8 protein-coding genes and 4 pseudogenes are annotated in these 11,188 nt (G+C 65.0%); 1 reads left to right on the top strand and 11 read right to left on the bottom strand.

Annotated elements, in window-relative coordinates:
• Positions 1 to 86 precede the first annotated feature (86 nt).
• Both AUC71_RS02445 and AUC71_RS02440 read right to left on the bottom strand, forming a co-directional pair.
• Positions 87 to 818, bottom strand: coding sequence for a rhomboid family intramembrane serine protease (locus tag AUC71_RS02445; RefSeq protein WP_069622989.1), 732 nt, complete (start codon positions 816 to 818; stop codon positions 87 to 89).
• Positions 819 to 850: 32 nt separating this feature from the next.
• Positions 851 to 2,006: pseudogene (locus AUC71_RS02440) on the bottom strand (exo-beta-N-acetylmuramidase NamZ family protein).
• Positions 2,007 to 2,228: 222 nt separating this feature from the next.
• Between AUC71_RS02440 and AUC71_RS02435 the strand changes: the two are divergent.
• A complete protein-coding gene (locus tag AUC71_RS02435) occupies positions 2,229 to 3,230 on the top strand; it encodes a Gfo/Idh/MocA family protein (RefSeq protein ID WP_069622988.1) in 1,002 nt (333 codons plus the stop codon).
• Positions 3,231 to 3,235: 5 nt separating this feature from the next.
• Here AUC71_RS02435 and lpxB read toward each other — a convergent pair whose 3' ends face one another.
• The 9 genes and pseudogenes from lpxB to fdhF form a co-directional block, all read right to left on the bottom strand.
• Entirely contained in the window at positions 3,236 to 4,402 is a 1,167-nt protein-coding gene (gene lpxB, locus AUC71_RS02430; RefSeq protein WP_069622987.1) for a lipid-A-disaccharide synthase, read from the bottom strand.
• A 103-nt stretch (positions 4,403 to 4,505) separates the two neighbouring features.
• Positions 4,506 to 5,423: an aldose 1-epimerase gene (locus tag AUC71_RS02425; RefSeq protein WP_083238008.1), complete on the bottom strand. Its 918-nt coding sequence runs from the start codon at positions 5,421 to 5,423 to the stop codon at positions 4,506 to 4,508.
• Positions 5,420 to 6,277 (bottom strand): N-carbamoylputrescine amidase, encoded by an 858-nt coding sequence (gene aguB, locus AUC71_RS02420; RefSeq protein ID WP_083238007.1) that lies wholly within the window; start codon positions 6,275 to 6,277, stop codon positions 5,420 to 5,422. The genes AUC71_RS02425 and aguB overlap by 4 nt, the downstream gene beginning before the upstream one ends.
• Positions 6,274 to 6,962 (bottom strand): annotated as a pseudogene (locus tag AUC71_RS02415) (agmatine deiminase family protein). The gene aguB and the pseudogene AUC71_RS02415 overlap by 4 nt, the downstream one beginning before the upstream one ends.
• Positions 6,928 to 7,296, bottom strand: a pseudogene (locus AUC71_RS21720) (agmatine deiminase family protein); the annotation flags it as partial. The pseudogenes AUC71_RS02415 and AUC71_RS21720, both read right to left, overlap by 35 nt.
• Before the next feature lie 195 nt (positions 7,297 to 7,491).
• Complete coding sequence (locus AUC71_RS02410) at positions 7,492 to 7,683, bottom strand: hypothetical protein (protein ID WP_069622990.1); 192 nt, start codon at positions 7,681 to 7,683, stop codon at positions 7,492 to 7,494.
• 195 nt (positions 7,684 to 7,878) lie between these two features.
• Positions 7,879 to 8,478 (bottom strand): hypothetical protein, encoded by a 600-nt coding sequence (locus tag AUC71_RS02405; protein ID WP_069622986.1) that lies wholly within the window; start codon positions 8,476 to 8,478, stop codon positions 7,879 to 7,881.
• Between the two features lie 124 nt (positions 8,479 to 8,602).
• Complete coding sequence (locus AUC71_RS02400; protein WP_069622985.1) at positions 8,603 to 8,848, bottom strand: formate dehydrogenase subunit delta; 246 nt, start codon at positions 8,846 to 8,848, stop codon at positions 8,603 to 8,605.
• Positions 8,849 to 8,892: 44 nt separating this feature from the next.
• Positions 8,893 to 11,188: pseudogene (gene fdhF, locus AUC71_RS02395) on the bottom strand (formate dehydrogenase subunit alpha); the annotation flags it as partial.

Genomic DNA, 11,188 nt, shown 5'->3' with positions numbered 1-11,188 from the left:
GCGTTCGAGAAGACGCTCGGCTGTCCCATGATGTCGAAATTGCCCCAGCCCTTGGCGAGCCTCACGCGCTAGCCCGAGGCGGGCCGCTAGCCCCAAGGTCCGCGGCGGCGCTCCATCTGGAACGCTCTGTAGCGCGCGGGCTGAAACAGGCTCACGTCACGCTTCTTGAAGAGCGGCACGAGCGCCATGCCGGCGACGAAGCCGCCCACATGGGCCCAGAAGGCCACCCCGGGCTCGCCCGACGTGGAAAAGGCCGCGCTCACAAGCTGAAGCACGAACCACAGGCCGAGCACGATCAGCGCCGGCAAGTGCATCATCGTGGCGAAGACGCCGAGAAAGATGATGGTGCGCACCGTGGCGCGAGGATGCAGCAGAAGATATGCGCCGAGCACGCCGGAGATGGCGCCGCTCGCGCCCACCATGGGGATGGTCGATCCCGGATTGATGGCTTGTGCCAACGCCGCGGCCACGCCGCACAGAAGATAGAACGCCAGATAGCGGACGTGCCCCATGGAGTCCTCGACATTGTCGCCGAAGATCCAGAGAAACAGCATATTGAAGCCGAGATGCATCCAGCCGCCATGCATGAACATGGAGGTGAAGACCGTCGCCCAGGCCGGGATTTCGGCGAGCGCCGGGTCGAGGGTGGCGGTGCCGAACAGCCGGGCCGGGATCATGCCGAACTGATAGACGGCGATCTCGCCGCCGGTCTGACCGAGCGAGAATTGCCAGAAGAAAACCAGCACGCAGACGGCGATGATCGACCAGGTGACCGTCGGCGTATTGATGCGCGGGTTGTCATCGGCAATGGGAAACATGCGCCCTCGCGAGGTCCGGCTTTCGCCGGACTTTAATAGAGCAGGTGCGGCTTGCGGATTTCCTCGAACGTCCCGATCCCGCTGCGCCAGCTCGCGGCAATATCCTCGATAGGAACTTGCTGCTCGATCTGCTCTCTCAACTGCGTGGAGCCGGCGAGAATGTCGATCGGCATCTTGTCGTGCTCGTACTCATAAGGCGGCTCGCGCCACTTGAATTGGTCTGGCGCGAGACCGTGGCATGCGCGCATCACGGCGACGCCCGCTTTGACCGGCTCGAAGTCCCAGCGCGAGGTCACGTGGATTTGGCACCCCTGGCACGGCTCGTTCGCGTGCTTCTGAAACGTGGGTTCGAATCCCGCCTCGCGAAAGTGAACGCCGCTGAGCCCCAATCGGTTCAGCTCTGCTGCGAGCGCCGCGCCGTCGAGCCAGGGTGCGCCGATCAGCTCGAAAGCCGCGTGGTGCCGCGGCCCTCCGAGACCATGGTGCCCTCGAACAGCACCGTGCCGGGATAGACGATGGCCGTGTCCAGCGTCGGCATGTTGGGCGAGGGCATGATCCAGGGAATCTCGGTGCCGTCGGAATAGAGCTCCCGCGACCAGCCTTCCATGGGGACGATCTCGAGCGCGCGCCGATTGCGAAATGTTCGTTGAAGAGCTTTGCCAGCTCGGCCACGGTCATGCCGTGACGCATGGGGATGGGGAACTGCCCCACGAAGGACTCGAAGCCCGGCTCCAGCATCGGACCCTCGACTTGCAGCCCGCCGATCGGGTTCGGGCGGTCGCAAACGATGACCGGGGTGCCGGTCTTCGCCGCCGCGCGCAGGCAATTCGCCATGGTGTAGATAAACGTGTAGATGCGCGCGCCCACGTCCTGGAGGTCGATGACCAGCACGTCGATAAGGTCGAGCATCTCCTTGGTCGGCTCGCGGGTCTCGCTATAGAGCGAGAAGATCGGCACGCCGCGCTTCGGATCGTCCGCGTGCGGCGTCTCGATCATGTTGTCCTGGAGATCGGAGCGGAAGCCGTGCTGGGGCCCGAAGATCGCCGCAAGCGTGAATCGCTCCGCTTCGGCGAGCCGGTCGACGATATGGCGGAACGCGTGATCGACGGAGGCTGGATTGGCGAGAATGCCCACCTTCAGGCCGTCGAGCCGCCCGGAGGCGATCAGCCGTTCTGAGCCGAGCAGCATGGGCTTACCTTGCGTGCATGGAGGGGAGGCGAGGTCCCTCCTTCGACGGCGGTTGCGGCATTCGGTCCCTCCTTCGGCCAAGCGTGGCAAGGGCTTACCTGGAGTCGCGGGCGGTTTCACGCCCCAATTTCCGCCTGCGACGCACCTTCGCGGCTTGAGGGCTGGCGGAGGCGAAGATTTTGCGACAAAAAGCCCGGCAAGAGACGTTCAACGGGAAGGCCAATGGCAGAGCAAATTCGCACAGCCGTCGTGGGAGCGGGCTATTTCGGGCGCTTCCACGCCAATCACTATTCCAAGAATCCGGACGCGAAGCTCGTCGCCGTGGTCGATGCGGACGCAGGCAGGGCCAAAGCCGTCGCCGATGAGTTCGGCGCCGAAGCCGTGACCGATCACCGCCAGATCCTGGATCGCGTGGATGCGGTGAGCATCGCCGTGCCCACGCCGCTGCATTTCGAGGTGGCGCGCGAGCTCATCGCGGCTGGGCTGCACGTGCTCATCGAGAAGCCCATCACCGATACCGTGGAGAGCGCCAAGGCTATTACGGCGCTAGCCGAGGAGCGTGGCACCGTGCTCCAGGTGGGACATATCGAGCGTTATTCCGCCGCCTACCGCGTCATTTCCGAGAAGATCGACAGGCCGCTTTACCTCGAGGGCTATCGCATCGCCCCGTGGAAGACCCGGGGCGTGGAGGTCGACGTCATCCTCGACCTGATGATCCACGACATCGACATGATCATCGGGCTCGTCGGTGCCCCGGTCACCAAGGTGGATGCGGTGGGCACGGGCGTCATGGGGCGCAAGATCGACATCGCCAATGCGCGGATCAACTTCGAGTCCGGCTGTGTCGCCAATGTTACGGCGAGCCGCGTGAGCTACAAGACGGAGCGCCGGCTTCGTGTCTTCGCCCAGAGCAACTATCTCAACTGCGATCTCGGTGAGCGCAAGATTTTCGGCTACGGCCTGCGCGGCGATCCGATGACGCAGGGTCTCGCAGCGATCACCACCGAGACGATCGACATTCCGCAAGAGGACAGTCTCGCCAACGAGATCGCGTCATTCCTCGATTGCATCAAGACCGGCAAGAAGCCGTTCGTCGACGGTCATGCAGGTTCGGAAGCGCTGCGCGTCGCGGGGCTGATCAACGAGAGCATCGACGCCCAGCTGCAGAAGGTCCAGAGCTGGCTGAAGCCCGGCGATGTCCTCGCCGCCGCGGCCAAAGGCTAGTCGCGTCAGGTTGCCGAGCGGGCCCGTACGAGATCGAGCACGACCTCTGCCGCGCGCGTGCTTGGCGCCGGCGTCGCCTTGCCGAGAATCTCGATGACTTGGCGGAAGCCTTCACGCTGCGCTTCGCGCTTCTCGTCCGAGCTGAACAGCGTTTCCATCTCGCGCGCCAGCGTCTCGGGCGTGCAGTCGTCTTGGATGAGCTCGGGTATGAAGCCGTGGCCGACGAGCAGGTTCGCCAGGGAGGCGTGCTCCACGTTGATGCCGATGCGGCGAACGATGAACGCCGTTACGGGATTGACCCGGTAGGAAACGACCATCGGGACTTCGGCGAGTGCGAGCTCCAGCGTCACCGTGCCCGACTTGGTCATGGCGGCGTCGCAGGCCGCGAAGGCATCGAAGCGCTCTTCCGCATTGGTCACGTGAACGACGGGGAAGGGCCAGTCCGCGGTCAAGGCCTCGACCTGTTGGGCGACCGCCGAGGCCACCGGAATGACGATGTGGAGATTGGGGTAGCGTTCCTTCAAGATCGACAGCGCGCCGGAGAACACCGGCAGCATGCGCCGCACCTCGCCGACGCGACTCCCCGGCACGACGCAAAGCACCGGAGCTTTCGCGGGCAGCCCATGACGTTCGCGGAACGCTTTGCCGTCGCCGCGTCCTGCGCCCGCTTCGATGGCCGAGTGGCCGACATAGGTGCAAGGCACGCCGTAGTTGGCGAAGAAGGGAACCTCGAAGGGCAGAAGCGCCATGACATGGTCGACACGCTTGGCGAGCTTCTTGGCGCGGCCCGGGCGCCAGGCCCAGAGCTGAGGCGCCACGTAATGCACCAGGGGAATCCCCGTGCCGCGGCAGATTGTGCGCCAGCCGGCAGAAGCTCGGCGCGTCCACGGCGACGACATCGGGCTTGAGCTCGCGCACGGCGGCCGTCGTTGCCTCAGCCGCTTGATGATGCGGGGGATGTGGGGGACGACCTCGGCCACGCCCATCAGAGAGAGCTCTTGCATGGGAAACAGGCTTTCGAGGCCTTGTGCCTCGCTTTGCGGCCCGCCGACGCCGGCAAAGCGCGCGCGGCCGCCTGTCTGCTCCTTCAGCGCGCCAATCAGCTTGCCGGCCAGATTGTCGCCGGAGGCCTCGCCGGCGACGATGAAGATCAGCGGCTCTTGCCGGCTCATCAAAACTCCTTCTAGCCCCGTCTTTTCGCGGGGCTTTGCTCAAGCGATACCCTTGAGCCAGGACTTAGGCCAAGGGGCGTGTCGTGTGCCAGGAAAATTCGCCCTAGCCGATCCTGAACCGGAATTTGGCGCGGAACGTGTCGCCGGGCGGGACGAGACGCAAGCCGTTTCCGCTGATGAGCGCATTGGCGGGCGCGGTCATCGGCTCGAAGGCGAGATAGTCCTTGCCGTGGGGCGCGTAGACTTGCGTGTAGGGATAGCCGTCGAGCAGGTCCACGGAGATGCGGTGGCTGCCCGTCGCCACCGACAGCGTTGCGCTTTCTCCGAGAAGCGCGAAGCCGTCATCGAAATCCTTCTCGCCGAGCGGCGCGTCGAGGCCGCCAAAGGGTTCCGCCACACCGGTGGGGATCTTACGGTCGTCGAGCGCCAGATGGCGCATGGGCGGCAGGTGAACGCGCCATTCCTGGCGGGGCACGCCGGGCAGTCCGACATAAGGATGAAAGCCGAGGCTCACCGGCACCGCAATGTCGCTGGTGGCCGCGAGTACGGTCTCGATCGTGAGGCTCGCGGGCGCCACGGTCGCCGTCATGGTCAGCCGGCAGGGATAGGGAAAGACCACGAGACATTTCGGATGCGACCAGTCGAAGCTGGCGGTCAGCGTGTCCGCGGTCGCGTCCTGAAGGCTCCAAGCCAGATGCGGCCACATCATGCCGTGCATGGGCAGCCCGTTGTCGTCGTAGCGCAGAACGGGCGAGTGCGGGCTCAAGGTCACGCCGCGCCCCGCGACCTCATACTGAAAGCCCGCCAAGCGGTTGGCCCAAGGAAAGAGGAAGGGGATGCCCGCCGTCCTGTTTTTCTCCGCAAAGATCTTCAGCTCTTCGTTGCGCCGCAGATATTCGATGCCCTGATGACGCAGCGAGATGCCGAGCATGCCGTGGCCCGGCAGGAACACAGCCTGGGTCTCGCCGGCTGTGATGCGCGTGGCCGTGGGATCGTCGAGAGAATTCGGAACGGCGGTCATAGGATGGCTTTACCGTAGAGGTCGGTGCGGCGGTCGCGGAAGAAGCCCCAGTCGGCCCGATAGGCGGCCAATTCATCGAGATCGAAATGCGCGACGATGACGCCTTCGGTGTCCTCACCGAGCTCGGCTGTGATCTCGCCGGTCTGGTCGGCGATGAACGAGTGCCCATAATATTTCTGCTCCACGCCGTCATTGTCTTCGAGGCCGATGCGGTTCGCCGCGACAACCGGCACGGCGTTGGCCACGGCATGGCCCTGCATCACGCGCTGCCAGCGCGCATGGGTATCGAGGTCTTCGTCGTAAGGTTCGGAGCCGATGGCGCTCGGGTAGAGCAGCACCTCCGCGCCTTCGAGCACCATGGCGCGGGCGGCCTCCGGATACCATTGATCCCAGCAAAATGCCGGCGCGATCACGCCGTGCTTGGTCTTCCACGCTTTGAAGCCGGTGTCGCCGGGACGGAAATAGTATTTCTCCTGGTAGCCGGGACCGTCGGGGATGTGGCTCTTGCGGTAGACGCCCAGGATCTCGCCGTCGGCGTCGGCGATGGCCACGCTGTTGTAGTAGCGCGGGCCGTCCTTCTCGAAGAAGGAGACGGGGATGACCACGCCGAGCCTCTTGGCAAGCGTCTGGAGCGCGCGCACGCAAGGGTGATCGCCCACCCCATAGGCGGTCTCGAACCATTTCGGATCCTGGCGCGTGGGAAAGTAGATTCCCTGGAACAGCTCGGGCGGCAGGATCACTTGGGCGCCTTGCGCGACGGCCTCGCATGCAAGCGCCTCGACTTTGTCGAGGTTCGCCTTCATGTCGGGTCCGAAGGCCGCTTGAAGAGAGGCGACGGAGAGGCTGCGCGTCACAGGGAAGGCTCCTCGCGGGTGATGCAGTGGAACGCGCCGCCGCCGGCGATGCCGGCACCGAGAATCCCGAAGGCCGGAAGACCGATGACTTTGCGGTCGGGAAAGACGGCTTGCAACCCGGCGAGGGCGGCTTTTTCCGTCGCGGTGCCATAGACGGGCACCACCACCACGCCGTTGGCGATGACGAAGTTCATGTGCGAGGCGGGTGCGATCTCGCCGTGGGCGTTCACGACCCGGCCCGGGCTCGGGATACGTACGACGTCAAGCGTGCGGCCCTTCGCGTCCACCGCGCCCTCGAGCCGCGTTGCGATGGCATCGAGCGTTGCCGCGTTGGGATCGTCGGCCCCGGCAGGAGATTGGCAGACGACTTTCCCCGGCGCCACGAAGCGCGCGATATTGTCGATATGGCCGTCGGTGTGATCGCCTTCGAGCCCTTCGTCGATCCAGAGGATGGTTTCGGCAGCAAGGGCGGTGCGCAGCGCGGTCTCCGCGTCGTCTTTGCTCCAGCCTTGCGGTTCGCGTTGAGAAGGGTCTGACGCGTGGTGAGGATCGTGCCGTCGCCGTGATCGATGGCGCCGCCTTCGAGCACGAAGTCGAAAGCCTTCGCGGGCGTGTCGGAAAAAACGCGCGATGTCGCCGCCCACGGTGTCGTCGCCGTCGAGGTCGAATTTGCCGCCCCAGCCATTGGTCTTGAAGCGCAGCGCCACAACTCCTTCGGGTCCGCGTGCGAAGAGGGGCCCGGTGTCGCGCAGCCAGATGTCTCCATATTGCGCGGACAGGATCTCCGCGTCGTCGCCCAGAGCGGCGCGGGCCGACGCTTCAGCTTCGGCGCCATTCACCAGCAGGCGCACCGTATTCGTGGGCGCCAGCGCGCGTACCAAGGCCGCCACGTCGCGGCGCGGAGTCTCGAGGTCGCCGTTCCACTCGGCCGCATTGGCGGGCCAAGCGGTCCAGATCGCTTTTTGCGGCGCCCATTCAGGCGGCAGGGCAAGGGTCTGCGCGGTCACGGCAATGGTCATTGAGGCGCGCGGCCGTGAGGAGCCGCTCCGTTGAAGGCGTTGACGGCTTGCTCGAGAAAGCAGGCCTTTCGTGCAGGGTTATGAGGGGCGGGGGCGCGCCGGGCAAGAGGCGCTAGGGCTCGCAAACGAGGCGGGCGCTCAGCCGCTCACGCGGGACCTGGCGCCCGTCCAAATCTTATGATCGGTTCTCAAGCTTCAGGCAGACGCGACCCAGTGGCCGGCCACATAGCCGAAAGCAACCGCATCGGGGTTCCGCCGGGCGGCAAGCAAGAGTTTGTCCTTGGCGTCGATAACCACGCCTCGGCGCGTCTCGCCCGTGCCCTTGTCTTTGTAGCCGCTCAGAAGAATGACCTTCTTGCCGCGCACGACAATCCTGGGGAGTGCCATAACCGCCTCCGATTGCGCCGCCTTGAGATTCGCTCTGATCATTGAGGCGTCAGAGCGATGACAATCTCGCGGACGGCTAGTCCGTTACTGGGCGACCCCCACGTCAGCCTGACTAACTTGTAGCAGTCGAATGCGACATTGATAAGACCCGCGGCTAGAAAGCGCTTAAAAATCTAGGAGTTGCGCAGTGCAACATCAGCGGGGCGTGTGTTGGACGAGCGACGCGAGTCCCTGCTGCGTTGCAACAGGAGGCGTCCAATCGAGACGCTTGAGCGCTGACGGATCGGCGACCAGCGAACCGAATAAAGGCTCTAAGTTTCCGCGATGTCCGCCCGCGTGTAGAGCTGCTTTCAGCATTGGCCGCGGCACGTAGAACAGCCCCGCACGCCGCCCCAAGCCATGCCGCAATGCAGCAACGATCTCGCCGATGGTGAGCGGCTCGGGGTCGGCGACGATGAAAGGACGCTTGAGTTCGGTGGGCGCGGTCAGCACCCGATCCACCGCCTCCACCGACAGCTGAATGGCGCGGACCAGAAGCGGGAAACCCATGATGGCGCAGGCCAGCGCCGCGCCCGTCCAGCGGAAGGCCACCACGATCCCAAACGTCTCGTAGAGCCAGCTGCCGATCGGGCCTTGGCGGCCGAACAGCAGCAGCAGCACGTAACCGGTCACCACCGGCGGCAGCACCAGCGGCAGAAGCACGAACGCGTGAGGAGAGGGCGCCCCCCAAAACCGGCCCCGCCCGATCAGCATGGCGACCGCGATGCCAACGGGCAGGCTTACGAGCGTCGCCACCGCGGCGACGCGGAGAGACAGCTTGATGGCGGTGAGTTCCTCGGGCGCAGACTAGGCACGACGAAATCTTATCATCTGCCGCCGCGACACCTAAGCAAGACGGGGAGGGGCCGGGCCAGGGCCCTTACGTGCCCTGGAAGCTCGACTCGCCGTGCTCCCGGGCTTCCTTCAGATCGAGGATCGCTTCCTTGACCAGAGGGTCGAGCCCTTCGCCGCCCTGGTCCACATAGGCGAAGATCGCCGTGCGCATCCGCGGGTCCCAGAACTGCTTGATATGATTTGCGATTCCCGGAATGACCTCGTCCTTCCGCTGATACTGGAAGAACTTGCCGATCTGGTTCGCCATATGGACGAGGGTGTCGGGTTTCATGGGCTTGAGGCGCTCCGTGGCTTCGCGGCGAGAGGAGGGTGAGGCTACTCGGCCGCCACCAGAGGCTCGGCGATGCGCCGGGCCGCCTTCGACAGCTCCTCGTATTCCTCCTGCCACTCGGACGGCCCGTTGGACGGCGCGATCTGCACGGCCGTCACTTTGTATTCGGGGCAGTTCGTGGCCCAGTCGGAAAACTCGGTGGTCACCACGTTCACCTGCGTGCTCGGGTGGTGGAAGGTCGTGTAGACCACGCCCGGCGCCACGCGATCGGTGATCAGCGCCCGCAAGGTGGTCTCGCCGGTACGGCTTGCGATCTTCACCCAGTCGCCGTCGCGCACGCCGCGGTTCTCGGCATCGTGGGGATGGATCTCGAGACGATCCTCCTCATGCCACACCACGTTGGCGGTGCGCCGCGTCTGCGCGCCCACATTATATTGGGACAGGATGCGGCCCGTGGTGAGCAGCAGCGGGAAGCGCGGGCCGGTCTTCTCGTCCGTCGCCACGTATTCGGTGATGACGAACTTGCCCTTGCCGCGCACGAAACCGTCCATGTGCATGACGGGCGTGCCCTCCGGCGCCGCCTCGTTGCACGGCCATTGCACCGAACCGAGCTCGTCGAGCTTCTCGTAGGAGACGCCCGCGAAGGTAGGCGTCAGCCGCGCGATTTCGTCCATGATCTGCGACGGGTGGTCGTACTGCATGGGATAGCCCAGCGCGTTCGACAGCATCTGGGTGATCTCCCAGTCCTCGTAGCCGTTGACCGGCGCCATCACCTTGCGCACCCGCTGAATGCGGCGCTCGGCGTTGGTGAACGTGCCGTTCTTCTCCAGGAAGGTGGAGCCGGGCAGGAACACGTGCGCGTAGTTCGCGGTCTCGACCAGGAACAAATCCTGCACCACCACGCACTCCATGGCGGCAAGGCCGGCGGCCATGTGCTGCGTGTTCGGGTCGGACTGGAGGATGTCCTCGCCCTGGATGTAGATGCCCTTGAACGAGCCGTCGAGCGCGGCGTCGATCATGTTGGGGATACGCAAGCCAGGCTCGTTGTCCAGCGGGCGGCCCCAAAGCTGCTCGAACAGCTCCAGCGTCACGCTGTCGGAAATATGACGGTAGCCCGGCAGCTCGTGCGGGAAGGAGCCCATGTCGCAGGAGCCCTGCACGTTGTTCTGACCGCGCAAGGGGTTCACGCCCACGCCTTCGCGGCCGATATTGCCGGTCGCCATGGCGAGATTGGCGATCGCCATCACCGTGGTCGAGCCCTGGCTGTGCTCGGTGACGCCGAGGCCGTAATAAATGGCGCTGTTGCCGCCGGTGGCATAGAGGCGGGCGCGCCGCGCACCAGCTCGGCGGGAACGCCGGTGGTCTTCTCGATCGCCTCGGGCGCGTGGCGCGGATCGGCCACGAACGCGGCCCACTCCTGGAAGTCTTCCCAGTCGCAGCGCTCGCGCACGAACTTCTCGTTCACCAAGCCCTCGGTGACGATGACATGGGCCAGCGCGGTGACCACGGCCACGTTCGTGCCGGGCTTCAGCGGCAGATGATAGTCGGCCTCGATATGCGGCGTACGCACCAGGTCGATGCGGCGCGGGTCGAGAATGATCAGCTTGGCGCCGTCGCGCAGGCGCTTCTTCATGCGCGAGGCGAACACCGGGTGACCGTCGGTCGGGTTGGCGCCGATGATGAGGACGACGTCGGTCTGCTCGACGGAGTCGAAGTCCTGGGTGCCGGCGCTCGTGCCGAACGCGGTCTTGAGCCCGTAGCCCGTGGGCGAGTGGCAGACGCGGGCGCACGTGTCGACATTGTTATTGCCGAAGCCTGCGCGGATCAGCTTCTGCACCAAATAGGTCTCTTCGTTGGTACAGCGCGATGAGGTGATGCCGCCGACCGAGCCCTTGCCGTATTTGGCCTGGATCCGCTTGAACTCGGACGCCGTGTATTGGATGGCCTCCTCCCAGGAGACCTCCCGCCACGGATCGGTGATCTTCTCGCGGATCATCGGGTTCAGGATGCGATCCTTGTGGTGCGCATAACCGTAGGCGAAGCGGCCCTTCACGCAGGAATGGCCGCGGTTTGCCTTGCCGTCCTTGTAAGGGACCATGCGCACCAGCTCGTCGCCGCGCATCTCCGCCTTGAAGGTGCAGCCCACGCCGCAATAGGCGCACGTGGTGACCACCGAGCTCTCCGGCGTACCGATATTGATGATGGATTTCTCGTTGAGCGTCGCGGTGGGGCAGGCCTGCACGCAGGCGCCGCACGACACGCACTCGGAATCAATGAAGGCCTCTTCCATGGAGGGCGACACCACCGATGAGAAGCCGCGGCCGGCGATGGTCAGCGCGA

This window comes from Methyloceanibacter marginalis (genome assembly GCF_001723295.1).
In the GTDB taxonomy this organism is placed as follows: Bacteria; Pseudomonadota; Alphaproteobacteria; order Rhizobiales; family Methyloligellaceae; genus Methyloceanibacter; species Methyloceanibacter marginalis.
Note: the sequence above shows the minus strand (reverse complement) of the source record. Positions and strands in the feature narration are given on the sequence as shown.

Excerpts from the sequence above, each read along its gene's own strand:
- AUC71_RS02400 (WP_069622985.1), bottom strand. The coding sequence starts at position 8,848 with ATGAAACCCGACACCCTCGTCCATATGGCGAACCAGATCGGCAAGTTC.
- AUC71_RS02410 (WP_069622990.1), bottom strand. The coding sequence starts at position 7,683 with ATGGCACTCCCCAGGATTGTCGTGCGCGGCAAGAAGGTCATTCTTCTG.
- AUC71_RS02445 (WP_069622989.1), bottom strand. The coding sequence starts at position 818 with ATGTTTCCCATTGCCGATGACAACCCGCGCATCAATACGCCGACGGTC.
- lpxB (WP_069622987.1), bottom strand. The coding sequence starts at position 4,402 with ATGAGCCGGCAAGAGCCGCTGATCTTCATCGTCGCCGGCGAGGCCTCC.
- AUC71_RS02425 (WP_083238008.1), bottom strand. The coding sequence starts at position 5,423 with ATGACCGCCGTTCCGAATTCTCTCGACGATCCCACGGCCACGCGCATC.
- AUC71_RS02435 (WP_069622988.1), top strand. The coding sequence starts at position 2,229 with ATGGCAGAGCAAATTCGCACAGCCGTCGTGGGAGCGGGCTATTTCGGG.